This is a genomic window from Luteibacter aegosomatissinici, assembly GCF_023078495.1.
GTDB classification, from domain to species: domain Bacteria; phylum Pseudomonadota; class Gammaproteobacteria; order Xanthomonadales; family Rhodanobacteraceae; genus Luteibacter; species Luteibacter aegosomatissinici.
In genome coordinates, this window is the sequence record NZ_CP095742.1 from 231,155 (window position 1) to 252,212 (window position 21,058).

The window sequence follows — 21,058 nt, forward strand, 5'->3', positions numbered from 1 at the left end:
CCAAGACTTCGATTGGGTCAGCGCGGCTTTGGACTCCGCGCCATGGATGTTTGTCGCGTTAGCTCAAGGTGGTCGGCATACGTATCCACGCGGACAGGGAATACGCGTGGCAACGCCGCCACCCAACTGTCGATGGTATCGACCTGGACCGTGCCGGTAAACGTCAGGCGCGACAGGGCCGGGTCGGCCACGCGGATCGGGCGCGCGCTGTAACGGTTGATGTTCTCCAGCACGGATGAGAGCGGTTCGTTGACGAACTCCAGCCGGTGGTCGCGCCAGGCCGTGGCCGTCACCGGGTCGATATCGAGGATCCGCATCGCGCGGGTCTCGGGGTCGAATGAGACTTCACGCCCCGCGCCCAGTTCCACGGTGCCGCCGTCGCCTTCGTCGGCGGACGGCGAGACGCGTACGCGGCCTTCGGTGACCGCCACCGTGACCCGGTCGCCGGTACGGCGCACGTTGAAGGCGGTGCCCAGGTCGCGGATGCGCAGGGGCCCTGCCGTCACCACGAAGGGCCGCTCTGCATGGGCCACGCGGAAGAAAGCCTCACCGGCATCCAGGTCCACGGCGCGGATATCGCGCCCATAGCGGGCGGTGACGGAGGTGGCGCCGCCCAGTTCGATGCTGGAGCCATCGGGCAGGTCGATATCGCGGTGCCCGGCGCGCTCACTGGCATACGCACGTGGCGCATCGGGCCCATGCCGGTAGGCAAGGAACAGCCCCCCACCCAGGACGACGACAGCGGCCAGCCCGGCGGCGAGGGCCAGCGTGGCGCGTGCGGGACCCCGGCGGGGCGTGCTGGCGGGGGGAGCGAACCTGGCCAGGAGGTCGGCCCGCTGGTCACCCTTCAGGGCAGCGGCGGCTTCAGCCAGGGCGCTCGCGCGGTCGAACGCGGCGGCATGCCGCGGGTCCGCCTCGAGCCATGCAGCCCACTGGGCGATGGCCTGGTCAGGCACGGCGGGGTCGCGCAGGCGGGACCACCACTCGGCGGCAGCGTGCTCGATACGTTGGCCGGGGGAAAAGGTCGAAGGGCTCATCGGGGGGTCTCCGCACGGTCTCTGCGGTCACGGCAATGCGCAAGCGCATGGCCGACGTGGTAGCGCACCATGCGCTCGCTCAGGTTCATTTCCTTGGCGACGGACGCGAAATCACGGCCATCGATCACATGCATGACAAAGGCGCGGCTGGTCTTGGGCGGCAGCTCATCCAGTGCCTCGCGCATGTCCCGCCATTGCTGCAGGGCGGAGGCGTGCTGCTCGGGGATGGGGGTGACGTGCCAGTCGTCGTGCTCCGGGTCCACCGGGGCCGCGGCGCGCACGTTGCGCATGCGCAGCCGGTCCACCGCCAGGTTCGCCGCCGCACGGAACAGGAACGCGCGCGGGGAGTCGATCTTGGTGGATTCGTCCAGCGACAGCAGCTTCAGGTACACCTCCTGGGCCACTTCCTGGGCATCGGCATGCGAATTCAGCCGCACGCGCAGGAACGCGACCAGTGCCGCGTTGTGCTCGCGGAACAGCGCGACCACCTGGTCGGCGCGTCGTCCGCGGGGCGCGCCGGTCGCCTCGGATGGGTCCATCGTCTGGGGTACCGCGTTCATGGGGGTGTTCCGGATATAGGGTCGCACGGTGCGGAACCGGAGTACGTACGGGCAGGGACGCATCCCGGTTTCCGCACCGGCGAAACCCTTAGACGTGCCAGCTCCGGAAAATTGAAATGGGCACCCCAGGGTGCTCGCATCCGCCCCCAGCCCTGGGGTGACGGAAAGGGCGGGGGAGCCCACGGATCGTTGCCGGGACGGCTTATATAAGGCTCTTGTAAGGCCTCCGACACGCACCCTGGGCTAGGATCGTCGTATCTCTCTGGCCCGGCCGTTGCATGTTTTCCCCTGAAGACCGAACCGCCTGGCGTCAGTTTGCCTGGTTCATGCTCGTCGCCTTCATCGTGCTTGCCGCAGGCATCGGCCTGCGCGACCCATGGCCGCCCGATGAGCCGCGCTTCGCGCTCGTCGCGAAGCAGATGCTCGAATCCGGCCAGTGGTTGTTTCCACATCGTGGCACGGAGCTCTACTCCGACAAGCCACCGATGCTGATGTGGACCGAAGCTGCATGGATGTGGCTTACCGGCGGCTGGCGCGGCGCGTTCTTGCTGACCTCGCTCATCTCGGGGCTGGGGACGCTGGCGCTCACCTGGTACCTCGCGCGCCAGCTGTGGGATGCCCGCACCGGTCTGTATGCCGCTGCCATCGTGCTGATGACCATGCCCTTCGTGGATGTGATCCGCCATGCGCAGATCGATCCGCTGAACCTGTTCTGGATCACGCTGGGTAACACCGGCATCCTTCTGCATTGCCTGCGTGGGCCGAACTGGCGCATGTACTGGCTGGGATGTTTCGCGGCGGGCCTTGGCGTGATCACGAAGGGTGTGGGTGTCATCGCCCTGCTGATGCTGCTGCCGTACCTCGCCGTGCGGGCCCGCGGCTGGCCTGGCGTGCTGCGTACATCGGGCGACGGCTGGCGATGGGCCGGTGGTGCGTTGGCGTTTATCGCTGCCGTCGCCGTGTGGATGGGCCCCATGCTCATCACCGCCTATGCGAAAGGCACGCCGGAATACCTCGCCTATGTGAACGACATCCTGTTCCGCCAGACCGCCGAGCGATACGCAAACTCGTGGCAGCACGAAGAGGCACCCTGGTTCTTCCTGGTGGTGATCGTCAGTGGGTGGCTACCCACATGGCTGCTTATCCCCGTGCTGGTGCCGCGCTGGCGCGATGCCTTGCGTGCGCGGGAACCGCGCGCATGGGTTCCGCTTGCCTGGTGCGTCCTCGTGGTCGTGTTCTTCTCCATCCCGCGTGGCAAGCGCGAGATCTACATCCTGCCCATGCTGCCGATGCTTGCGCTGGCCATGGCGCCGTATGTCATCGAGCTTGTGAAGACCCGATGGCTGCCGCGGGTCGCGTTCTGGATCACGGTGGCCTGTGGTGTGGCGTTCGCCGGGGCGGGAACATGGGCGCTCCTCGCGGCGCCCAGGGCAGCCGTCCGCATTGCCAAGGGATATGAGATGGCCGGTCACGGCCAGGCGCTTTGGGTCTGCGTCATCGCGGTGGGTGCGGCGTTCCTTCTCGCCGCGGTGGTGTTCCGGCCGCGCCGCGGCGTTGGCGCATTGCTGTGTGGCATGGCACTGGGCTGGATCCTGTGGCCCCTCGCGACCTTTCCCCTGCTCAACGAAAACCAGTCTGCCCGTGCGGTGATGGTGGCCGCGGACGAAGCGATCGGGCCGGATGGCCAACTGGGCCTGGTGGCCTGGCGCGAGGAAAACCTGCTGCAGGCGCAGCGGCCGGTGACGGAATTCGGCTTTGCCCAGGGGGCGGCCGCGCAGATGGCCAAGGCACGCGCGTGGCAGGCGGCGGACCCGGTGCATCGCTACCTGTTCGTCAACGCCGAAGCGCTGGACCGTTGTGTCGTTCCCGACAAGGTTCGCCCGCTAGGCCTCGCCAACCGCGTGCGTTTCGTACTGCTGCCGGCCGATGCGACCCAACCCGGCTGTCAACCCTGAGCCCGGCGCTCCTGCAGCGGGCTATTTGCCCTGGGGGGCTTCGGCGATCGTGCGCTTCAACATCCGCTCGTACTTTTTCTTGGTGCGCGCGGCATTGTGTGAGCGGCTCATCGACTGGTGGGGAATGATGTTCTTCTCGCCAAAGCCATCGATCATCACCAGGCGCGGGCCGCCCCGGGAATCCTCGCCGTACACGACATTCCAGGCGTGAAGGTCGGCCGCGATCGTGTCGTGGCTGAGCAGGCGAGCGTAGAAGGCTTCCATTTCGGCGCGGGTGCGTTCCGTGAAGCCTTCGGCCTTCACCCAGTCGTGCAGGGTGGGGGCCAAGCGGCCGTCGGGTGTGCGCACCTTCTCCACGATCTGGCCCAGTCCAATGTCCGTCATCTCCAGCCCCACCACGCGGGCAATGGGCGAGGTGGCGTAACTACCAACATAGACGCTGGTCACGTATTCGCGGAACTCACGCACAAAGTCCTTGTACGGGCCGCTGCGAGCGATGCGCCGGTACCACGGAGCCTGGTTCCAGCGGACCTCGATCGACGCGCTTGAGATCACCTTGATGAGCAGGCTTTCGTCATCCGGGTGCTGGTACACCTCACGGACATGGCCGGTGGCGATAGGCGTGGCATCGGCCAGTCTGAACATCGTGATTCCTTGCAGGGCGCCCCGAAAGGCTGCGGTAAGTTGCTGACTAGGCGCACAGTGTAAAGTGAGCGGGCTGTAACATGCCCGTCACCGCGTGGCCGCCGCGCCGCGCCCAGCCCGGACCACCCTCGTGCGCAAGCTTATCTGGCGTTTCGTCGCCGCCGTCCTCGTCTTCCTGACCCTGGCCCGCCTTGGCTTCTCGGCCTGGCAATGGTCGCGCGTCCACGATGCCGGTGGCCTGTGGCCCGTGCTCCTGGGTGGCTGGCGCATCGATCTTTCCCTGCTGGCCATGGTCATCGCCGTTCCGGCGCTGCTGGCGCCCTGGCTGGGCCACCGGGCGTGGCCCACGCGCCTCACCGCCTGGTGGCTGCGGCTGTGGTGGCTGCTGTACGTACTGCTGGAGGTCTCCACGCCGCAGTTCATCGTGGAATACGACACCCGCCCGAACCGCCTGTACTTCGAGTACCTGACCAGCCCGCATGAAGTCGCGTCCATGCTGTGGAACGGCTACAAGCTCTCGGTGGGTGCAGGCCTCGTGGTCTTCGCCCTGTTGGGCTGGATCGGTTTCAAGCTGCTGCCCACGCGCCGCCCGGATAGCCGCCCGGTTCGCGGCTGGGTACGCCCGGTGGCTACCGTGCTGGTGTTCTGCGTGTTGTTCCTGGCGGGGCGCGGCACGCTGCAGCACCGTCCGTTGAATGCCTCGCAGGTGGCATTCACCAACGATGCCATGGTGAATACGCTGCCGTTGAACTCGCTGTACAACGTGTTGAATGCCGCGCTGGCATTAGGTAACGAACGTTCCGCCTCCGCGGTGTACGGCAAGTTGCCCGATGACGAGATGAACCAGATCGTGCGGGAGACAGCTGGGCTGACCGGCGCGCCGCTCAATGCGGATTACCCGTCGCTGCACAAACAGGTCGCAACGCGGCAGGATGGCAAGCCGCTCAACCTGGTGATCATCCTGGAAGAGAGCCTGGGTGCGCAGTTCGTCGGTAGCCTGGGCGGCGCTGGTTACACGCCTGAACTCGACAAGCTTTCGAACGAGGGCTGGTGGCTGGAGCGCACCTACGCCACGGGCACGCGCAGCGCGCGCGGCCTGGAAGCGGTCACGACCGGCTTCCTGCCGACGCCTGCCGAGGCGGTGCTGAAGCTGCCGCGCAGCCAGCGTGACTTCTTCACGCTGGGGGCGTTGCTGGATACGTATGGCTACCACACCCGTTTCCTCTACGGTGGCGAAGCGCACTTCGACAACATGCGTTCGTTCTTCTTCGGCAACGGCTTCAACGAAGTCGTGGACCGTGCGAGCTTCGAGACGAAGCCTGCCTTCGTGGGCTCGTGGGGCGCTTCTGACGAGGACATGTTCAACGAGCTGCACCATCGCCTGATGGACGATGGCGATAAGCCCACGCTCACCGTCGCCTTCTCCGTATCGAACCACACGCCGTGGGAATACCCGGCCGGCCGCATCAAGGCCGAGGGCGATCCGGCTAGCAACGCCAACGCGGTGCGCTATGCCGATTGGTCCATTGGGCAGTTCTTCGAAAAGGCCAAGGCCTCGCCCTACTGGAACCACACGGTGTTCCTGATCGTGGCCGATCACGACGCCCGCGTGTTCGGTGCCAGCCTGGTGCCGGTGCGTCACTTCCACATTCCCGCGCTGATCCTCGGTGCCGGGGTGCCGGTGAAGAAAGACGAGCACATCGTGAGCCAGATCGACCTTGCGCCCACGCTGTTGTCGTTGATCGGCATCAGCAGCGAGCACCCGATGCTTGGCGCCGACCTGACCCAGCGCTACCCGCAGCGCGCGATCATGCAGTACGGCGATAACTACGGGTACCTGAAGGACGACACGTTGGTCGTGCTGCGGCCCAACCAGCCGGCCTCGCAGTACCACTACGGCGTGGATGGCGAGAAGCTCGATCCCGAGGCGGTCGATCCTCAATTGGAGAAGCTCGCGCTGGCGCACGCGCTGTGGCCGAGCTGGGCTTACAGCCACCAGCGTTACCGCCTGGCACCCAAGGCGGGCGAGACGAAGCCGTGAATCGAGCGGGCCGCCGTGGGTGGCCTACAATCCACTGATGATTCCCTCGCTCGCCCATGCCCTTCGCCTGCTCGCGGAACACGGCGATGCCGCGCCCTGGTTGGCCAGGGCGCGGGATGAGGGCTCGGTCATGGCTGCCGCCCTTGCGCACGCCGCCGGCAGTGACGAACGCGGGGCTTACGACATGCCCCGCGCGTTCGAAGTGTTCATTCGCGCTGGCGGCAACCGGTCACTCTACGGTGCGGTGAGCGGTGCGTTGGCTCGCCTCTACGAGCAGCTGGGTGTGCGCTGCCTGCTTGATATCGGCGTAGGCGATGGCATGGCCCTGTTGCCTGCGCTCGGCCAGGCGCGGCATGTGCCTGCCACCGTGGACGTGGTGGAACCCTCCGGCGGGTTGCTGGACGCGTTGAGGCCGCGCCTGCCGGCGGGGAAGGCATGGCAGCTCACGTTGCAGGCATTCCTCACGCAGCTCGGCCCCGAGCGGCGGTGGGACCTTGCCCAATCGACATTCGCGCTGCAGTCCATTCCGCCCGGCGATCGCCTGGCCGCGCTAAAGCGGTTGAGGCGCCACGTCACCCGGCTGGCCATCATCGAATTTGATGTGCCCGAGTTCGACAATGCCGGGCAACGGTTCGCTTCGCTGGCCGAACGTTACGAACGGGCGGCCCGTGAATACGGCGATGAAGCGCCGCTCGTGGCGGGTGGCTTCCTCGCACCCATGTTGCTGGGGCAGTTGCGTGCGACGACGCCGTCCAACTGGGAGCAGCCGATCATTGCGTGGCAGGAAGAGCTGCTGCGCGCAGGGTATCGTGTGGCTTCGACCACGCACGTACACGACTACAGCTGGGCGCCGGCCTGGCTTATCGTCGCCAAGGCGTAGGCGACGATCGTTCCGGGCTGTGCATGCCCGTCCCGCGTTACGGTGTGCGTTGCCTGGCTTCGTCCAGCTTCAGGCACAGCGTGCGCACGCTGGGCAGGATGGATGGTGAGGGCAGGGCGAGCGTGGGTGCGTCGATCACCATGACGTTGCCGTGCCTTACCGCGGGCAGTGACTCGGCCTGCGTCCATGCGCCGAGGGAATCACCATCACCACCCGCCGTCATGATCACATCGGGGCGCCGTGCGAGGACAGCCTCGCGACCGACGGTCGGCGCGGCCTGCGACAGGTCATCGAAGATGTTCTGTCCGCCGCAAAGATCGAGTGCATCCGAAATCATCTGCGCGCGGCCCACGGTCATCAGCGGGCGATCCCACACCTGGAAGAACACCCGCACGCGCTTCTTGCCGGCGAACGTACGGCGCAGGCCATCCAGCGCCTGGGCAAACGCATGGGCGTTCGCCTCCGCGACGGGCGTGGTACCTGCCAGCTGACCAAGCCGTCGTGTGGCGGCCGGGATATCGGCCAGGCGCGTCGTTTCGGCGTAGTAGATGGGAATGCCGAGCCGCGCGAGCTTCTCGACCTGCGCTGCGGGGGTGCCGCTCTTCCACACCATGATGACGTCAGGCCGCAACGCGACGATGCGCTCGAGATCCAGCATGGTGGCATCGCCGACGACCGGGATGCGTTGTGCGGCTTGCGGGTGCTCACTGAAGCGCGACGTGCCGACGACAAAGTTCCCGGCGCCGGCCGCATAAAGCGTATCTGTGATGTTTGGCGCCAGGCTCACGATGCGGTGCGCGGGTGCTTGCAGCGTGACCGTGTGGCCCGCGTCGTCGGTGACGCTGACCGCCGCCGAGACGGGCCCGGCGAGGAACAGGGCGAGGCAGGCGAGGTGGCGGATCATGAGCGGGTGTCCGTAAGGCGTGCAGCGCGGAAGAACAGTTCGCCATCCACGGTGATACCGCGAATGGGGTGATGGAACGCGGCGGTAAGGCTGGCCGGTGTAACGATGGTTTCCTTCGGGCCGGCGAGGGCGCCGCCATGGCCATCCAGGAGCACGGCGTGGGTGGCGTGCTGCATCGCCAGGTTGATGTCGTGCACCGTGAATACCACGGCACGCCCGGCGCGGGACGCGAGCACGAGCTCGTGCAGCGTCTTCATCTGGTGGTGCAGGTCGAGCGAGGCGAGTGGCTCGTCCAGCAGCATGACGCCGACATCCTGCGCGAACAGTGCCGCGATGTTGACCCGCTGGCGCTCACCGCCGGATAACGTAGTGATGTCCCGCTCCGCCAGGCCACTCAACTCGAAGCGCGCCAGCGCGGCCTGCACATCCGCCAGGTCCTCATCGCCCCACGCCCAGAACGGCAGGCGCGGGTGGCGGGCGGCCGTCACGGCCTCGATGACCGTGAGGCTAAAGGCATCCACGACCGATTGCGGAAGGAAGCCGCGACGCCGCGCCAGATCCATGGGTTTCCACGCGGCGACGTCCCGCCCATCCAGCAACACACGACCACCTTCGGCATCGCGCAAGCCCGCCAATGTGCGCAGCAGGGTGGACTTACCAGCGCCGTTCGGGCCCAGCACACACCACACCTGGCCCGGTTCAATGTGCAGGTCCAGGGCATCGACCAGGCTGCGATCACGCACGGCCAGGCGCAGGCGCTCGGTGGCAAGCGTGATGCTCACCGGCGCTGCACCAGGAGGAAGAGGAACGTAGGCACGCCGATGATGGCCATGACCGCGCCCACGGGAAGCTGGATCGGGTCGGCGACGATCCGCGAGATCGTATCGGCAATAACGACCAGCATGCCGCCACACAAGGCGCTGGCCGGGATAAGCACGCGCTGGTCGTTGCCGACCAGCCGGCGCAGGGCGTGGGGTACCACAAGGCCGACAAAGCCCACCGTACCGGCCGTGGTCACGGCAATCGCAGTGGCCAGGGAGGCGATGGCGAAGATCGCCGACTTGACCGCGTTCGGGCGGACGCCAAGCGCGCTGGCCGATTCTTCCCCGCGAGCCAGCAGGTTCAGCTGGCGGCCCAGGGGCGCCACCAGCACGAGCGCCGCCAGCATGGAAAGCAGCGGTGGCCACGGGGTGGCGACGCCGCTCAGGTCGCCCATCATCCAGAACAGCATGCCGCGCAGGTTCCGGTCGGGAGCCAGCACCAGCATCATGCTGACGATGGCGCCGAAGCCGGCGGCGAGCATGACGCCGATCAGGATCAGGTCGGTCGCGTCGTCGCGATGCGCCGCGCGGCGGCGGGCGATCAGGTCGCGGTGGGCCAGGACAAACACGGCCACGCACGCGAACAAGGCGCCGAACGCCGCACCCGCTGCCGTCGCAACAGCGCCCGCGCCAGCGAGCATGGCGCCCAGCGCGCCTACGGCGGCGCCACCCGAAAGGCCCAGGGTGTAGGGATCGGCCAGCGGATTACGGACCAGGATCTGCATGAGGCACCCGGAGAGCGCCAGGAGCCCGCCGACGCCATACGCCGCCAGCGCGCGCGGGATGCGCAGTTCATGGATGATGGTATGCATGGGCGTCTCTGCCGAGCCGACCAGGCCCCGCCATGAGGCGCGCAGGGTGGATCCATCACCACCTAGCAGCACGGAAGCCAGCACCACCAGGGCCGAGAGCACGAGCAGGCCGGCCCAGAGCCGAAGGGCTGCGCCAAACGTGGCCATCCGCGGTACCCGCGTTGTCGCTGCGCTTCGCACCCTGCGACGCTCCCGTCAAACAGCTCGGCAGGATAGCAGTGACGGCCCGTCCTTTTCACAAAGGACCGTGCTATTTCGAAAGCCACGCGGCGCATCTGCGGCGACGATGTGGCCTGTGCCATCCATGCAGGGGAATCCGCCATGTTCGCGATAGTCGTCTCGCTGGGCGTGCTGGTGCTCGCGTGTGGCAGCCTCTACCTGGGTGGCTGGCTCGCGCGGCACATGCCCGAGGGCCACCTGGTCTACGAGGCACAAAAGGCCGCGCAGTTCGGCATAAGCATGATGGCGACGCTCGCGGCGCTGGTACTCGGCTTCATGGTGACCTCGGCGCGCGCGACCTTTGATCGCGCGAATGACGACATCGTGGGCGTCTCCACATCGATCCTGCTGCTGGACCGCGCGCTATCGGGATACGGCCCGGAAACGGCACCCATCCGCACCGACCTGCGCGCATTCCTTGCCCGCGCCACGGAGCGTGTCGCCCCGGACGGGGAGATGGAAAAGATCGTGTTCCGCCTGCCACATACCAGCCTTAGCCTTATTACCCAGCTACAAACGTCGATCCTGGCGCTGCACCCCGATAGCGAGGCCAAGTGGTGGTTCCAGCACCGGGCGCTCGAGGTGACGGCCGAGCTCGCACGCGAGCGCATCCTTACCTCCGAACATGAAAAGTCCTCCGAGCCGCTGCCGTTGCTGGCCGTCGTGACAGCGTGGATCGTCCTCATCTTCATTGGCATGGGCACGTTCGCCATGCACAACGCCTCGGTGCGGGTGGTCCTGTTTTGTGCCGCCCTGGCCTTCTCCGGCTCGATCTTCCTGGTGATGGAGCTGGAATCCCCCTACACCGGATGGCTGCGCGTCTCGGGCGCGCCCTTGCAACAAGCCGCCACGGAGCTAGCCCTGCCATGAAAACCGCACTTGTCCTTGCCGCGCTGTCGTTGCTTGCCGGCCCGGCGGCGGCGCAATCCCTGGCCATACCGGGCGTGAAGACCGGCAAACCCATCACGGGAACGTACCGCTGCCCGACCGGAAAACCCTTCACGGTCACGTACTGGAACGGGGACAACGGGCAGAGCTTCGCCCTCGTGCCCATCGATGGAAGGCCCACGCTGCTGGTGAGCCTGATCTCGGGCAGCGGCGTGCGCTATGGCGCCGGGTCGGTGATCTGGTGGACCAAGGGGCGCAACGCGGACCTCTACAACTCACGGATGGATCCCGATACGGGCAAGGTGACGCCGGTGAGCTGCTCGGAGGTGCCCGGGGCCTGAAGGCGCCGCCACGGGTCAGCCCACGCCGGGGCTGAATGGATAGGTTGCTAGCTGTATCTTCTGCAATTATTAGCATGCTATTCTTTATCCCATGACGCCCCTCGACCGGCTGCACATGCAGCTGACCACCCTTGCGCTCGCCACCAGCCGCCGCTTCCAGCGGATGCTGGACGTGCGCCTGGCCGATTTCGAGGTGACCTCGGCCACGGTCGTGCCCATGCTCCTCGTGGGCCGTTCGGGCGGCGGCATCAACCAGGTCACGCTGGCCGAGCAGATCGGCGTCACCGGCCCTTCGCTGGTGCGCACCCTCGACAAGCTGGTCGAGCTGGGACTGGTTCGTCGCGAAAGCGACCCTGCCGACCGCCGGGCCAAGACCCTCTGGCTGACCGAGGCCGGCGAGGCCATGGCGGTGCAGATGGAAGCACGCATGGTGCAGATGCGCCGCGAGATCCTTGCGGCGGTGCCCGAGGAAGACGTGCGCGCCGCGCTGCGCGTACATCAGGCGCTGAATGCTGCACTGGCGTTCGATGCCCAGGATGACAGCGAAGCCTGAGCGCATGCGCCTCGCCCTGCCCACGGCCTCCGAATGGCTCTATTCGGGGAAAGCCTTCCTTGCCGCGATCCTGGCGTTTTACATCGCGCTGAAGATCCCGCTGCCCAATCCTTACTGGTCATTCGCCAGTGTCTACATCGTGTCGCACCCGCTTTCAGGCGCGACGCGCTCAAAGTCGATCTATCGCGCGTTCGGTACCGTGCTTGGCGCCACGATGGCGGTGCTGCTCGTCTCGCTCTTCGCGTCGAGCCCGCTGACACTGGTCATGGCGATGGGGGCCTGGAGCGCGATCGCGCTGTACCTCTCACTGCGTGACAACACACCAAGCGCCTACGGCTTCCTGCTCGCCTCCTACACCACCCCGTTGATCGCCGTCTCCGCGATCATCGCGCCGGGCACCGTATTTGATACCGCGGTGGCCCGCACCGAAGAAATCCTGCTTGGCATCATCTGCGCCAGCGTGGTCAGCACGGTCCTGCTGCCGGACCGCGTGGGTCCGGTTTTCCACGAGCGCGTCGCGGCCCTGATGAGGGATGCCTCAGCATGGGCGGTACGCCGGCTCACCGACCCCGCGCGGCGCGCCACGCCTCCGCTGCGCTTCAACCTGCTGAGTGATATCGCGGCGCTGGATGCGCTGATCACCCACCTGGGACACGATGCCACGCGCCGTAACGAGGCCAGCGAAGCCCGCCAGGTGCGCTACCGCATGACCATGCTGATTCCCCAGGTGGCCTCCCTCGCCGACGCGCTAGGGCACGTGGGTGAGAACAACGAGGGCGCCGGCCATGCGTGCAGCGATGTGTTGGGCGATGTCATTGCATGGCTGCGCGAAGGTGTCGACGGCGCGCCCGCGCGAGGCGCCGTGTTGCGGCAGGCCATCGCGGCGCTGCGCGACGCGCAAGGCCAACCGACAGCCGCCACGTTGCCGGTCGCCAACGTGGCAGAACGCCTGCGTGACCTGGTCGACCTGTGGCAGGACTGCCTGGTGCTGCACCGCGCGTTCATCACGAAAGCGGCCACTACGCCACCGTTGGCCTACCGCGATGCCGTGCCCGATAAGGGCAAACGCTTCTACGACCATGTGATGATGCTGCATGCGGCGCTTTCGCCTGCGCTGGCTTTCGTCGTCTCGGCCACGGCATGGTTGTACAGCGGATGGCCCGGTGGCGCATTTGGCGTGGTGCTCGTCGCGGTTTCCACGGCCTTTTTCGCCGCTTCCGATGCGCCCGCCGCCCTCATCGCGCGCTTCCTGCTCTGGCAAACGATCAGCGTAACGGCAGGGCTGGTGTACCTGTTCTACATCTTCCCGCAGGTCACCACCTTTGCAGGTGTCGCCCTGGCGCTGGCCCCACCGCTGATCCTGGTCGGCACGCTCACCGGGCGCCCCGCCTTCAACATGGGCGTGCTCCTCGTGACATCGCAGACGATCAGCGGCATCGCCCTGCATAACAACTCGGCGGCGAATTTCGAGGACTACGCCAATAGCAGCCTGGCGGCGCTCGGCGGCCTCGCGTTTGCCGCCGTATGGACCGCAGCGACGCGCCCGTTCGGTGCCGACATCGGTGCACGCCGGCTTGCCCTGGCGAACTGGCGTGAGCAGGTGGCGTTGTCTCGCCTTGACCTGCGGCTGGACCGGCCATCCGCCTTGTCGCGCATCGTTGACCGCACGGCGCAGTGGATGCCGCGCCTGGCACTCACCACGGGCCGCCCGCTTTCGCACATGGATTCGGTGCGTGACCTGCGCATCAGTGTGGCGCTTATCGACTTGCGTGAGTACAGCGCACGCGGGGTTGCCCAGATCGATGCCGTGCTGGACGCCAGTCACGACTACTTCCGGCGCTGCCTAGCGGCACGCGCATCACTCGTACCACCCGCGGCACTGCTGGCGTCGATCGATTCGGCCATGTCCCGCCTGGCCGCCATGCACGGCGATGCCGCCGCGGCCCTGCTTCGCTATCGCCTCGCACTGCTGGCATTGCCACCCGCCGTGCACGCCGACGCCCCTTCCACTCAACCCACCTTGTCCATCCTCCCCCAGTGAACACCCCCCTCTACGGCGAGTTCAGCCTTTACGGCGTGTATATCCCCATGTTGCTGGCCGTCATGGCCGCGGCCTATGGCGTGAAGAGCCTTGTGCGCTTTGCCCTCGGCAAGACGCATTTCTACGCATGGGTATGGCACCCCGCGTTGTTCAACCTTGCCCTGTACGTACTGGCGCTCGCCGGCGTGCTGGCGCTGCTGCCGGAGGTGGCCCGTGGCTAATGTCGTCCAGCGGATGCTCCCTGGCGTGGTGACGCTCGCTGTCGTGGTGGCGGCCATCGCGGCGGGTGTGCATGTGTGGCACGCCTACGATGATCTGCCGTGGACGCGCGATGCACACATCCGCGCGGACACCGTGCAGGTATCGCCTGACGTCTCGGGGCTGGTGACTGATGTCCTCGTGCACGACAACGATGTGGTGAAGCGTGGCCAGCCCTTGTTCGTGGTGGATCGCGCGCGCTTTGAGCTTGCCGTGCGCCGTGCAGAAGCCGCCGTCGAAGAGCAGCGCTCCAGCGTGGCCGAGCTGCGTCGTGAAGATGCGCGCAACCGCGCAGTCAGCGATCTCGTGGCACGCGAGGCCGCCGAGCAGGTGACGTCAAAGCTCGCCGCCGCCGAAGCGCGCCTGCACGCGGACGAAACCGCGGCGGACACGGCGCGGCTCGACCTGGAGCGCACCGTGGTGAAAGCCCCGGCCGATGGCACACTGAACGACCACGTGGTTCGCGTGGGCGACTACGTGAGCGCAGGGCACGCCCCGTTCGCCATGGTCGACGGGCATTCGTTCCACGTTGATGGCTACTTCGAGGAAACGCGGTTGCACGGCGTGAAGCCGGGCCAACCGGTAACGATCAAGGTCATGGGCGAGCAGGGCATCCTGCACGGCCGCGTGCAGAGCGTGGCGGGGGGCATCGCAGATCGCGAACGCGCCAACAGCACGCAAGGCCTTCCGGACATCAACCCAACCTTCAACTGGGTTCGCCTGGCGCAGCGCATCCCCGTCCGGATCAGTATCGAGGATGCCTCGCCCGATCTGCTCCTGGTCGCCGGGCGCACAGCCACCGTCACGATCCGCACGGAGGATCACGCGGGGCCGAAATCATGACCTGGCCTGCTGGCGCTACCGCGCTCGCCGCGGCCATCGTGCTTTCGGGCTGCGCTGCCGTAGGCCCCAACTACAAAGTGCCCGACAGCGCGATGGTGAACGATGCGCGTGCGAACGGGGCATTCCTGCCCGTGGGCAAGGGCGCCGTGGATGGTTCATCCCAGGCGCGTGATGACTGGTGGAGGCTGTACAACGATCCGACGCTCGACGCATTGGAGCGCAAGGCACTACAGGCGAACGCCGGCCTGCGTACCGCGGATGCGAACCTTCGCCGTGCGGGCGCATTGCTCGCCGCGGCGGAAGCGGAACACGAAATCACCGCGAAGACATCAGCGGCCGCCGAGCGCACGCTGATCTCGGCGGAATCGTACCTGCAGGAAGAAAAGCTCCCCACATTCAACGTCGCTACCACGGGCATCGAGGCCTCGTACGACTTCGACTTGTTCGGCAAGCTGCGCCGTGGCGTGGAGGCCGCGTCTGCGGATGCCGAAGCGGCGATGGCCGCGCGTGACGTGGTGCGGGTGACCGTGGCGGCGCAGGTCGCGTCGAGTTATGTGGGCATCTGCGAGGCAGCGCACGATCTCGACGTGGCCCAACGCACCGTGCACGTCCAGGAGCGCGGTGCCGACGTGGCGAAGCGCTTGTTCGACGCAGGCCTTGGCAACCGCCTGGATGTCACACGCGCCACCGCGCAACTGGACCTGGCACGCGCGGCCCTGCCGCCGCTGGAGCGGCGCCATGAGGCATCGCAGTACGCCCTCGCGGCGTTGCTTGGCCACGTACCTGGCGATATTCCCGATGCAGCGAAGTCATGCACCAGCGTGCCCCAGCCGACCCAGCCCATACCCGTCGGCGATGGCATGGCGCTGCTACGTCGCCGCCCCGATATCCGCGAGGCAGAGCGGAAGCTCGCCGCCGCCACGGCGCGTATTGGTGTCGCCACGGCCGACCTGTATCCCAGCGTTTCGCTGGGTGCCGGCGCAGGCACTAATGGCCTGCTGGCCGACTACGGGCAGGCGCCGGCGCGTTATTGGTCGATTGGCCCGCTGATCAGCTGGACGCTGCCCACGCGCTCGGCGAAAGAGCGCGTGGAGGTGGCGAAGGCAGGTGCGGATGTCGCGCTCGCCTCGTTCGACCAGAGGGTGATCCAGGCGCTAAAGGAGACGCAGACGGCCCTTAGTGATTACGCGCACGCGCTCGATCGCGAAGAAACGCTGCGCCAGGCGTTGAGCGATGCCACGCTGGCATCGAAGCAGGCGGCGGATCTTTACCATGCAGGCCGCACGCCGTATCTAAGCGCGCTGGATGCGGAACGTACCCGTGTCGCGGCGGAAACCGCGCTCACCGACGCCGAGTCGGCCGTGTCCGAGGCGCGTATCCACCTGTTCTACGCGTTGGGTGGCGGCTGGCAAGACGGCGCCTGATTCGCTTCGCAAAATATTGTCGTATCGCCTCGTGGCACGAAGTGGTAAACCTTGCGCCGCGGGGAGGCTGGGCCGGGAGCCAGCGACATACATGGAGCGACAGATGCGGTACCTGATGCGAGTAGCAAAGGCCCTGGTATTCACGTGCCTCGTGTGCACGGGCGTCGCGGTGCACGCCGATGATGCGCCGGCGCATGCCACCGACAAACAATTAGCCGATGCGAAGTGCGCCATCGGCATGGAGAAGTTCCTGCCGGGCGATTACTTCTATTGCCTGGGCGCGCAGAACTACGGCACGCAGCACATCGAAGCCGCGCAACGGTTCTTCAAGGAGGCTGCCGGCTGGGCGAGCAAGCCGGCGCAGTACGTGCTCGGGATCATGGCGCTGAATGGCGACCACCAACCGATGGACCGGCCGTTGGCGTACGCGTGGTTCACGCTGGCCGCTGAACGCAACACGCCGCGGTTCGTGCAACCGCGCGACGCCTTGAAAGCCACCTTGACCAAGGACGAGGCAGCGAAAGCCGACGCGTTGCTTGCGGATTTGCGCCGCACGTACGCCGATGCCGTGGCCGCGCCGCGGGCTGAGCGGCGCTACCACGACGGCATGGCTGCCCTGAAGGACACCCCCGGCACGAGTTACTGCATGGAGGGGACGCAGGATTTCCGTGACCTGGCCCAGGGCAAGACCCAGCCCTCGTGCCCGCCCACCGCGCAAATCGTGCAGTACGTGGACAAGCAAGCGAACAACGTGTTCGAGGACTGGACGGGGCATGTGACCGTAGGCGCCATACAGCCCGCGGGTACGCCCTGACGGAGCGGGGTATCGCAGGCGGGTCTTCGCATCCAAGCCAGCGGGGCCAGGTCGCGCTAGGGTAGGCGCGCCGGGTACCCCGCCCCCCGCCGAGGTTATCGTCATGAAGCGTGCCTGCCTCACTTGTATCACCGCACTCGCGTTTAGCCTGTCCTGGGCGGCCACGACCCCGGCCCAGGACACCTCGGGTACCCACCGAAAGCAGCTGTCCCGGCAGGACCTCAGCATCCCCGGCTGGGAAGAACTCCAAGTGCGCGTCGATTTCGATCCGGGCAAGTCCGTCCCGAACCACAAGCATCCGGGTGAGGAAATCATCTACGTCATCGAGGGGACGATCGAATACGACGTTGCCGGAAAGGCGCCGCTCACCCTGAAGGCAGGCGACGTACTGGTGGTGCCCGCGGGCGTTGTCCACAGCGCGAAGAACGTGGGCAAGGACAATGCCGCGGAACTGGGTACCTATGTCGTACCGAAGGGCAAGCCGCTGCTGGAGTGGGCCAGATAGCCTTACGAGCGCGCCAGGGCACCGAATCTTCCCTGGGAAACCCTGAGATTCCCGGCTGGCGTCCCCTTCGATAGACTGGGTGCCAACGACAGGGCGTGTGGTGTTCATTCTGTGATGGGTAAGACAAGCGAGGGGACGTTCGGCCGGCATGGATGAGCGGATGCCTGAATCCAACCGCGTCACGGGCGTCGTCATTGCGCTGCTTGTCATGCTCACCCTCGGCGCCCTGTATGCCCCGCGCTTCGTGCAGCGCCATGCGGTGGCTAAAACGACGATCTCAGCCTTGCCGGCCACCCCCTTCGTCGAGGTGTGGCTGAGTACGGCCGACCACCGGCTCAAGCTCGCCCTGCAATCCAATGCTGCCCTGCTGCCCAGGGGCACCGGGCCGGCTGATATCGATGTGGATGTGGCGACCACGTACCAGTCCATGACCGGGTTCGGCGCCTCCATGACCGACGCCTCGGCGTGGCTCATCCACAACAGGATGAGCCCGCAGCAGCGCGATAGCCTGATGCATGAGCTGTATGGCGAGGCGCCCAACCTCAACCTGAACATGATGCGCTTGCCGATCGGCGCATCGGATTTCTCGTTGGGCCTGTACACCATGGATGACATGCCGTTCGGTGAAGCCGACCCCCAGCTTCGGCATTTCAACGTGGGCCCCACGCTGGATTACCTCGTGCCCGTGATCAGGCAGGCACTATCGATCAACCCGGGGCTGTTGATCGTGGCGTCATCGTGGACGGCACCCGCGTGGATGAAGGGCAACCAGAACCTCACGGGTGGGGAGCTGTTGCAGCAATACGAGGGCACGTTCGCCGAGTACCTGGTGAAGTACGTGGATGCGTACGCCAGACTGGGTATTCCCATCTTCGCGCTGACGCTGCAGAACGAACCGCTTTACGCCCCGGTCGCGTACCCCGGCATGACCATGGGGCCGGACGTGCGTGCGCGGGTGATCAAACACCTTGGCCCAAAGCTGGCGAGCCGCACGCCCAGGACACAGATCCTGGAGTGGGATCACAACTGGGCCGTTCCGCAGCAGCCGCTCACCGTGCTATCCGACCCCGACGTGGCACGCTATGTCGATGGCGTGGCCTGGCACTGTTACGAGGGCAGCCCGTTCGAGCAAGGCAAGGTACACCGCGCGCACCCGGACAAGGATACGTACATTACCGAATGCACCGGCGGCGACTGGCCGCTGGATATGAACGGTGAGCTGTTGTGGTTCTCACGCAATTTGCTGGTGACCGGAACGCGGCAGTGGGCGCGCGGCGTCATCTACTGGAACCTGGCCCTCGATGAAAACCACGGCCCGCAGTTTGGCGGTTGCCGCTTGTGCAAGGGGCTCATCACCATCGACCGCGATACGGGCGATGTCACCCGCAACGATGAGTACTACGCCATCGCCCACTTCAGCCGGTTCGTGCTGCCCGGTGCGTTACGGGTCAAATCCACCGATACCGACAAGGAAAAGGGCATCGCCAACGTGGCATTCCGCAATGCGGTCGATGGTTCGGTAGTCATGGTGATGGTCAACATCAACAAACAGGCGCGCCGCGTGTCCGTCACCGAAGGTACGTCCCGCTTCGAGTACGAGATGCCGGCAGAAAGCGTAGCGACCTTCGTGTGGCACCAGAGCATGGCGGCGGCGTGGATACGGCGCGCGCTGCACTGGATCAACACTCCCACGCAAGCAGGGGAGGCGGCTCGAGCGCACTGAACCGGACAGGTTCAGTGCCAGATGCCCTTGATCTGCGACAGCGTGAGCCCGTTGCGCGCCCGACCCGCCGGGGCCGGGCGCGCAAAGCCCTTAGTCCAGCGGCCTTACCCAGATATTGCGGAAGCTGATCGGCTGCGAGTGGTCGCCATGGGCCTGCAGCTTGATCGGCGCCTCGGTGTAGGCGTTGTACTTCGGCTTGCCGATGTAGAACGTTTCGCCGGCGAGTTCCGTGTGGTTCTGCACGAGCACGCCGTTGTGGAACAGCGTGACGTAGGCCGCCGACTTCACCGATCCGTCGGCGGCGAACGTCGGTGCGGTCCAGATGATGTCGTAGGTCTGCCATTCACCCGGCGGGCGCATGGCGTTGACCAGCGGCGCCGCCTGTTTATAGACGCTTCCTGCCTGGCCGTTGACATAGGTGGGGTTCTTGAACGAATCCATGATCTGGACTTCGTAGCCCTCGTCCCCGGGGCCGGTCGATGCCAGGAACACACCGCTGTTACCGCGACCCTGGCCCTCGCCCGTGATGTCCTTGGGCACCTGCCACTCCAGGTGCAGCTGGTAGCTCTTGAACTTCTGCTTCGTCTGGATGTTGCCCGAGGTCTTATCGACCGTCAGCACGCCGTCGTGCACCTTCCAATGCGCCGCCGAATGATCCTTGGACGCTTCCCATTGGCTGATGTCACGGCCGTTGAACAGCACCACGGCATCAGAGGGCGGGGCACTGCCCGGGTTGCCCGGCGTAACGACCTTGGGAACCGGCTCCCATTGTTCCGTCGCCTTGGGGTCATCCTGCGCCAGGGCGCATGACGAACCGACGATGGCGAGTGTCAGGAGGGCAAGGGTGGGCGACGTGGTGCGCTTCATAGGGGTTCCTTGGGAAGGTGTCATACCGTGCAGATCTTGAATGCCTCGGCAAACGACGCGAAGGGATCCGGCCGCGTGGGCGAGAATTCGTGCGCGATGAAGCCCTGGTAGTTGAGGTCGGCAATGGCCTTGGCCACCGCGTGGTAATTCAGTTCCTGCGTGCCGTCGATCTCGTGGCGGCCGGGGACGCCACCGGTGTGGAAGTGGCCGATCCACTGGATGTGGTCGCGGATGGTGCGGATGACGTCACCTTCCATGATCTGCATATGGTAGATGTCGTAAAGCAGCTTGACGTTCGGCGAATTCAGGCCCTTGGTCACCGCCACGCCGAAGGCCGTGTGGTCACCCTGGTAGCCGTGGTGATCGACCTTGCTGTTCAGCAGCTCCAGGCACAAGGTGATGCCGTTCTCTGCCGCATACGGTGCGATTTTCGAAAGGCCCGCGATGCAGTTGTCGATCGCGCGCTGGTCATCGATGCCATCCTTGCGATTGCCGAACATCGTGATGATGTTGGTCACGCCGGCACGCTTGGCGAGCGGGATGGTGGTCTCGATCTCCTTGATCAGCTGGGCATGGTTAGCCGGATCGTTGAAGCCGAACTCGATGAAATTATCGCGCTTGGCGGGATAACCCATGGATACCGCCATGCCGTGGTCCTGTACCACCGACCACTCATCGGCATAGAGCAGGTCGACACCCACGAAGCCGATGGCTTTGAGGCGCTTGCACAGCTCCGGGAGCGGCGCCTTGGAGGTCCACCGGCTCAGCGATTGCTTGAGACGGCCACCGGATGCGTTGGCCGCGTTGGCCTTCCCTGCGGTCGTCGCAGCGGAGGCGAGCAGGGGCGCGGCGCCTGCCATGGCAGCGGCGGTAGCCAGGGCCCCCAATGCACTGCGGCGGCCCATGTCGGTCGTTTCGTCACGCATG

General features: G+C 66.1%; 21 protein-coding genes. 13 read left to right on the forward strand and 8 right to left on the reverse strand.

From position 1 onward, the window contains the following. Positions 1-17: 17 nt before the first annotated feature. Both L2Y97_RS01020 and L2Y97_RS01025 read right to left on the reverse strand, forming a co-directional pair. Positions 18-1,037, reverse strand: a complete 1,020-nt coding sequence (locus L2Y97_RS01020) for a FecR family protein (protein ID WP_247431813.1) — start codon at positions 1,035-1,037, stop codon at positions 18-20. After that, positions 1,034-1,597, reverse strand: coding sequence for an RNA polymerase sigma factor (locus L2Y97_RS01025; protein ID WP_247431816.1), 564 nt, complete (start codon positions 1,595-1,597; stop codon positions 1,034-1,036). The genes L2Y97_RS01020 and L2Y97_RS01025 overlap by 4 nt, the downstream gene beginning before the upstream one ends. Positions 1,598-1,875: 278 nt before the next feature. On the opposite strand from L2Y97_RS01025, the gene L2Y97_RS01030 reads away from it, so the two are divergent. Then, positions 1,876-3,552: an ArnT family glycosyltransferase gene (locus L2Y97_RS01030; RefSeq protein ID WP_247431819.1), complete on the forward strand. Its 1,677-nt coding sequence runs from the start codon at positions 1,876-1,878 to the stop codon at positions 3,550-3,552. A 21-nt stretch (positions 3,553-3,573) separates the two neighbouring features. Here L2Y97_RS01030 and L2Y97_RS01035 read toward each other — a convergent pair whose 3' ends face one another. After that, positions 3,574-4,197, reverse strand: a complete 624-nt coding sequence (locus L2Y97_RS01035; protein ID WP_247431821.1) for a YrbL family protein — start codon at positions 4,195-4,197, stop codon at positions 3,574-3,576. 130 nt (positions 4,198-4,327) lie between these two features. Here L2Y97_RS01035 and L2Y97_RS01040 point away from each other — a divergent pair, with 130 nt between their 5' ends. Then, positions 4,328-6,238: an LTA synthase family protein gene (locus tag L2Y97_RS01040; RefSeq protein ID WP_247431824.1), complete on the forward strand. Its 1,911-nt coding sequence runs from the start codon at positions 4,328-4,330 to the stop codon at positions 6,236-6,238. A gap of 37 nt (positions 6,239-6,275) precedes the next feature. Continuing rightward, complete coding sequence (locus tag L2Y97_RS01045; RefSeq protein ID WP_247431826.1) at positions 6,276-7,118, forward strand: class I SAM-dependent methyltransferase; 843 nt, start codon at positions 6,276-6,278, stop codon at positions 7,116-7,118. Positions 7,119-7,155: 37 nt separating this feature from the next. On the opposite strand, the gene L2Y97_RS01050 is transcribed toward L2Y97_RS01045, so the two are convergent. From L2Y97_RS01050 to L2Y97_RS01060, 3 genes are read right to left on the reverse strand one after another with little or no spacing between them, the layout of a single operon-like run. Continuing rightward, positions 7,156-8,022 carry a cobalamin-binding protein gene (locus tag L2Y97_RS01050; protein WP_247431829.1) on the reverse strand — a complete coding sequence of 289 codons (867 nt, stop codon included), beginning with the start codon at positions 8,020-8,022 and terminating at the stop codon, positions 7,156-7,158. Continuing rightward, entirely contained in the window at positions 8,019-8,804 is a 786-nt protein-coding gene (locus L2Y97_RS01055; RefSeq protein WP_247431832.1) for an ABC transporter ATP-binding protein, read from the reverse strand. Before L2Y97_RS01055 ends, L2Y97_RS01050 begins: the two co-directional genes overlap by 4 nt. Next, positions 8,801-9,802 carry a FecCD family ABC transporter permease gene (locus tag L2Y97_RS01060; protein ID WP_247431835.1) on the reverse strand — a complete coding sequence of 334 codons (1,002 nt, stop codon included), beginning with the start codon at positions 9,800-9,802 and terminating at the stop codon, positions 8,801-8,803. The genes L2Y97_RS01055 and L2Y97_RS01060 overlap by 4 nt, the downstream gene beginning before the upstream one ends. Positions 9,803-9,976: 174 nt before the next feature. On the opposite strand from L2Y97_RS01060, the gene L2Y97_RS01065 reads away from it, so the two are divergent. The 10 genes from L2Y97_RS01065 to L2Y97_RS01110 all read left to right on the forward strand — a co-directional run bounded on the left by L2Y97_RS01065 (position 9,977) and on the right by L2Y97_RS01110 (position 19,264). Continuing rightward, positions 9,977-10,744, forward strand: a complete 768-nt coding sequence (locus L2Y97_RS01065) for a bestrophin-like domain (RefSeq protein ID WP_247431838.1) — start codon at positions 9,977-9,979, stop codon at positions 10,742-10,744. After that, positions 10,741-11,103: an MliC family protein gene (locus tag L2Y97_RS01070; protein ID WP_247431840.1), complete on the forward strand. Its 363-nt coding sequence runs from the start codon at positions 10,741-10,743 to the stop codon at positions 11,101-11,103. Before L2Y97_RS01065 ends, L2Y97_RS01070 begins: the two co-directional genes overlap by 4 nt. 91 nt (positions 11,104-11,194) lie before the next feature. Next, positions 11,195-11,656, forward strand: coding sequence for a MarR family winged helix-turn-helix transcriptional regulator (locus tag L2Y97_RS01075; protein WP_247431843.1), 462 nt, complete (start codon positions 11,195-11,197; stop codon positions 11,654-11,656). Then, a complete protein-coding gene (locus L2Y97_RS01080) occupies positions 11,640-13,697 on the forward strand; it encodes an FUSC family protein (protein ID WP_247431845.1) in 2,058 nt (685 codons plus the stop codon). Before L2Y97_RS01075 ends, L2Y97_RS01080 begins: the two co-directional genes overlap by 17 nt. Before the next feature lie 47 nt (positions 13,698-13,744). Next, positions 13,745-13,918 carry a DUF1656 domain-containing protein gene (locus tag L2Y97_RS01085; protein WP_247436966.1) on the forward strand — a complete coding sequence of 58 codons (174 nt, stop codon included), beginning with the start codon at positions 13,745-13,747 and terminating at the stop codon, positions 13,916-13,918. After that, complete coding sequence (locus L2Y97_RS01090; protein WP_247431848.1) at positions 13,911-14,798, forward strand: efflux RND transporter periplasmic adaptor subunit; 888 nt, start codon at positions 13,911-13,913, stop codon at positions 14,796-14,798. Before L2Y97_RS01085 ends, L2Y97_RS01090 begins: the two co-directional genes overlap by 8 nt. Beyond that, positions 14,795-16,222, forward strand: a complete 1,428-nt coding sequence (locus L2Y97_RS01095) for an efflux transporter outer membrane subunit (RefSeq protein ID WP_247431851.1) — start codon at positions 14,795-14,797, stop codon at positions 16,220-16,222. Before L2Y97_RS01090 ends, L2Y97_RS01095 begins: the two co-directional genes overlap by 4 nt. Positions 16,223-16,325: 103 nt before the next feature. Next, positions 16,326-17,036: an SEL1-like repeat protein gene (locus L2Y97_RS01100; protein ID WP_247431854.1), complete on the forward strand. Its 711-nt coding sequence runs from the start codon at positions 16,326-16,328 to the stop codon at positions 17,034-17,036. A 103-nt stretch (positions 17,037-17,139) separates the two neighbouring features. Next, entirely contained in the window at positions 17,140-17,541 is a 402-nt protein-coding gene (locus tag L2Y97_RS01105; RefSeq protein ID WP_247431856.1) for a cupin domain-containing protein, read from the forward strand. Positions 17,542-17,701: 160 nt separating this feature from the next. Then, the gene (locus tag L2Y97_RS01110) at positions 17,702-19,264 is read left to right on the forward strand and encodes a glycoside hydrolase family 30 protein (RefSeq protein ID WP_247431858.1); all 1,563 of its coding nucleotides are present in this window, start codon (positions 17,702-17,704) and stop codon (positions 19,262-19,264) included. Positions 19,265-19,354: 90 nt separating this feature from the next. Here the strand turns inward: L2Y97_RS01110 and L2Y97_RS01115 are convergent, their stop codons facing one another. Together L2Y97_RS01115 and L2Y97_RS01120 are read right to left on the reverse strand one after the other, a co-directional pair. Beyond that, entirely contained in the window at positions 19,355-20,131 is a 777-nt protein-coding gene (locus L2Y97_RS01115; RefSeq protein WP_247431861.1) for a 3-keto-disaccharide hydrolase, read from the reverse strand. 20 nt (positions 20,132-20,151) lie between these two features. Beyond that, positions 20,152-21,057, reverse strand: a complete 906-nt coding sequence (locus L2Y97_RS01120) for a hydroxypyruvate isomerase family protein (protein ID WP_247431864.1) — start codon at positions 21,055-21,057, stop codon at positions 20,152-20,154. Position 21,058: the final 1 nt, after the last annotated feature.

Excerpts from the sequence above, each read along its gene's own strand:
- L2Y97_RS01020 (WP_247431813.1), bottom strand. The coding sequence starts at position 1,037 with ATGAGCCCTTCGACCTTTTCCCCCGGCCAACGTATCGAGCACGCTGCC.
- L2Y97_RS01025 (WP_247431816.1), bottom strand. The coding sequence starts at position 1,597 with ATGAACGCGGTACCCCAGACGATGGACCCATCCGAGGCGACCGGCGCG.
- L2Y97_RS01030 (WP_247431819.1), top strand. The coding sequence starts at position 1,876 with ATGTTTTCCCCTGAAGACCGAACCGCCTGGCGTCAGTTTGCCTGGTTC.
- L2Y97_RS01035 (WP_247431821.1), bottom strand. The coding sequence starts at position 4,197 with ATGTTCAGACTGGCCGATGCCACGCCTATCGCCACCGGCCATGTCCGT.
- L2Y97_RS01045 (WP_247431826.1), top strand. The coding sequence starts at position 6,276 with ATGATTCCCTCGCTCGCCCATGCCCTTCGCCTGCTCGCGGAACACGGC.
- L2Y97_RS01050 (WP_247431829.1), bottom strand. The coding sequence starts at position 8,022 with ATGATCCGCCACCTCGCCTGCCTCGCCCTGTTCCTCGCCGGGCCCGTC.
- L2Y97_RS01060 (WP_247431835.1), bottom strand. The coding sequence starts at position 9,802 with ATGGCCACGTTTGGCGCAGCCCTTCGGCTCTGGGCCGGCCTGCTCGTG.
- L2Y97_RS01065 (WP_247431838.1), top strand. The coding sequence starts at position 9,977 with ATGTTCGCGATAGTCGTCTCGCTGGGCGTGCTGGTGCTCGCGTGTGGC.
- L2Y97_RS01070 (WP_247431840.1), top strand. The coding sequence starts at position 10,741 with ATGAAAACCGCACTTGTCCTTGCCGCGCTGTCGTTGCTTGCCGGCCCG.
- L2Y97_RS01075 (WP_247431843.1), top strand. The coding sequence starts at position 11,195 with ATGACGCCCCTCGACCGGCTGCACATGCAGCTGACCACCCTTGCGCTC.
- L2Y97_RS01080 (WP_247431845.1), top strand. The coding sequence starts at position 11,640 with ATGACAGCGAAGCCTGAGCGCATGCGCCTCGCCCTGCCCACGGCCTCC.
- L2Y97_RS01085 (WP_247436966.1), top strand. The coding sequence starts at position 13,745 with ATGTTGCTGGCCGTCATGGCCGCGGCCTATGGCGTGAAGAGCCTTGTG.
- L2Y97_RS01095 (WP_247431851.1), top strand. The coding sequence starts at position 14,795 with ATGACCTGGCCTGCTGGCGCTACCGCGCTCGCCGCGGCCATCGTGCTT.
- L2Y97_RS01100 (WP_247431854.1), top strand. The coding sequence starts at position 16,326 with ATGCGGTACCTGATGCGAGTAGCAAAGGCCCTGGTATTCACGTGCCTC.
- L2Y97_RS01105 (WP_247431856.1), top strand. The coding sequence starts at position 17,140 with ATGAAGCGTGCCTGCCTCACTTGTATCACCGCACTCGCGTTTAGCCTG.
- L2Y97_RS01110 (WP_247431858.1), top strand. The coding sequence starts at position 17,702 with ATGCCTGAATCCAACCGCGTCACGGGCGTCGTCATTGCGCTGCTTGTC.
- L2Y97_RS01115 (WP_247431861.1), bottom strand. The coding sequence starts at position 20,131 with ATGAAGCGCACCACGTCGCCCACCCTTGCCCTCCTGACACTCGCCATC.
- L2Y97_RS01120 (WP_247431864.1), bottom strand. The coding sequence starts at position 21,057 with ATGCGTGACGAAACGACCGACATGGGCCGCCGCAGTGCATTGGGGGCC.